General features: G+C 28.2%; 2 protein-coding genes. One reads left to right on the top strand and one right to left on the bottom strand.

The features are described from left to right. Nucleotides 1–1909 (bottom strand): tetratricopeptide repeat protein (locus ACR0QS_RS12425; RefSeq protein WP_432633768.1); only part of this gene is annotated, 1909 nt, incomplete at its 3' end. Nucleotides 1910–2912: 1003 nt separating this feature from the next. On the opposite strand from ACR0QS_RS12425, the gene ACR0QS_RS12420 reads away from it, so the two are divergent. Beyond that, nucleotides 2913–2986 (top strand): lipoprotein (locus ACR0QS_RS12420; protein WP_432633769.1); only part of this gene is annotated, 74 nt, incomplete at its 3' end.

Below are 2986 nucleotides of genomic sequence, written 5' to 3'. Positions count from 1 at the left end.
TTTCTATTCTATTTTTTACTCTCTCTTCTTCAAAATTGATAAAATTAAAATCTTTATACAAAGAAGAAATTGATTTTCTATAATATTTTAAAGCGTTCTTCAAATCGTTTTTATCGTAATAAGCGTCCGCTATATGCAAATAAATTTCCGCTTCGGAATTATCGTCCACATATAAAGCCGCCTTGAGTAATTGTTTAAGCGCGTTATCGTAATCTTTTTTCTTATAATATCCATAGCCCAAAGTATCCAAATAATGCGGAGATTTCGGCGACATTCGAATAGCGTTTTTTGAAAGTTCTATTCCTCTGTCAATATCGATTCCCAAATAAATTAAAACCCAAGCCATACTGTTTATATTATTTGCCGAGTTCGTATCGGTAGAATAAATAAAGTCCACATATTCCATTATTGAATTAGTATTGCTCACAGACATTGCCGTTAGATAAGGAATATTTAATCTGTATTCGCTCGTATTAGATTTATTATTTTTAAAATATATTAAATCTTCGTCCAAAAAATTATTCGCTTTTTCAGTATCGTTTTTATGCAAATTAATATAAGCCCTCAAATAACTATAAGAATATTTTTCTTTTTCAAATTTATTAACCGACTGCAAAGCCAAATCGTATTCTTTTATTTCAATCGCCGTAATAACCAAAGAAACCAATTCGTTTTCTTTTATTTCTTTATTCTTATCATTTAAAGCCAAATATTTATCGAGCATTTCTTTTGCCATCTTAAAATTATTTTGATTTTTAAATTCTGAAGCCGCCTGCAAATATAAATTATTAAATTTTTCCGTTTTATCGTATTCGATTAATTTGTCTATATGATTCGGCAAAGCGTCTATATTTTTAAGCGCCAAATAAAAAGAAATAATATCCATTTCGGCGTTAATTTTATTTTCCACGCTTCCGACTTCGCTTACAAGTTTATGATAAGTTTGAATAATATCCAAATCGATTTCGCTTCTATCCAAATCAGTTTCTATCATATTTAAAGCGTTGCTGTAGCCTTCGTTTTTTGCCGTCCATATTATAGATAAAATTTTTGGATAAATATCTTCTTCGTAAAATAATTCTTCGTTATATTCGTCCGCCATAAAACTTAAAAATAAAGTCAAATCGGAAGAATCGTCCGTAGCCAGACTATTAGAATAAGCCTCTTTATAATTTTCCAAAGCCTGATAACTTTTTACGATGCCATATAAAATATTATATCTGTCGACTGGATTTAACTCGTTTATATTTACTCCGTTCAATCTATTTAAAGCGCTCCCAAATCTGCTCAAATAAAATTCGCTCATTCCGTAATAATAATTATAATATTCCATGTAATTATTGCTTGCGCCTTTGCTCGGAACTACTTTCTCAAAATATAAAACCGCTTTCTCAAAATCTCTTTCGCTGTAATAAATAAATCCTAATAATATAAGAATATCGTTATTATTATAATCTATTTCGTATGCGATATTAAGATAATATTTCGCTTTTTCAAAATCGCCGATTAAAAATATATTTCTTTCGGACGCTCTCGTAAGCAAATAAACATCTTCGGGATTTTCCATGATTAATTTATCGTATATTTCGGAACTCTCTTCATATTCTCCCAAAGCTTCATGAGTTTCCGCTAAAGAAATATAGACTTCGTTATTTTGAATATATTTTAAAACTTCTTCCAATAATATTTTCGCGCTTTCCAAATCTTTAATGGAATCTTGATTCAAAGTTTTTGAGGCTAAAGCTCTTTCTTTATGGAACAAAGCCAAATTATAAGCGGCTCTCGCTTCCTCTTCGTTTTTTATATATTCAAAATTTGTTTTTGTATTATCGTTTTGATTATTTTCTTCCGCGTAAATAACAAAATAAAAACATGCGAATATTACGGCTACAATTCTGAAACTTATCATAAATATAAACAACTCCAATTAAGTTTACATAATTTTAATATATATTATTAAATTTTTCAATGATTTATAACTTATTTTAAAAGCGATTAAATTATTATTTGTAAAACTATATTCTTTATAACAACTGCTTTTTAAGGAAAGGAATTAATCTATTTAGTGTGGATTGCTTCGCATTATAAATGCTCGCAATGACGGTATAAAAATAATTGTCATTACGAGCGATAGCGAAGTAATCTACTCTCTATAAATAATAATTTTTTTTATTTAAACTGTTGACAAAAAATTCTAAATATTGTATAATTCAAGCATTATGACAACAAAGTTAATAAATAATATTTGCAGTTCACCGCGAACCGCGAATCGCGAATCGCGAACCGCGAACAAAGTAGTTTAAACTTTTTTAATTTTTCAAAAGACAAACTTTCATTTATTAAATCTTTCTTAACTTTAATTAATTTTTTAAATGTATTTATTCGTTTTTTAAAAAATCAAAATTCTTGTTCTTTTTTTGTAGAAAAAAAGAACCAAAAAACTACCACTTTTTTTGTCAAAAAAAGTGGACAAAAAAACAATTACAATCGGATTACGAAATCTATTCGTAAAAACTTTTTCGCTTTGTGCGGAAAGTTTATTAATCTATTCGATGCATCTAAATTTGAAATAATAAGTCAATTAAATTATGGATTTTGTTATAAAAATTATTTCTTTAATCTTAATCAAGTTTTTCGCAATAGTTACGATTTCGGCGAAAGGTTTGGAAGAAATCTAAATTATGGTTTCGGTAAAGATTATAATTGCAATTTCAAAAAGAATTGTGATTATGATTTTGAAAAAAATCGTAATGGCGGTTTCGGAAAAAATTATTTCGGAAATTGTAATTTTGGTTTTGATTTTTGGAATGAAATTTGTAGCATTTGGCATGATTTGAAGGGCTTTTTATTTAATAGAAAAACTAAAAAAATAAATTTATGTCAGCGCATAGCGTTGGCGAAGGAGAACAAAAATGAAGAAAATTCTTCTAACAACAGTAGCTTTGCTCACGGTAGCAAGCGCAAGCGTTTTTGGTATGTATGGGGT

Source organism: Brachyspira sp. (assembly GCF_050873525.1).
Taxonomy (GTDB): Bacteria; Spirochaetota; Brachyspiria; order Brachyspirales; family Brachyspiraceae; genus Brachyspira.
The sequence above is the reverse complement of the archived record's forward strand: the minus strand, read 5'-3'. Positions and strand labels throughout refer to the sequence as shown.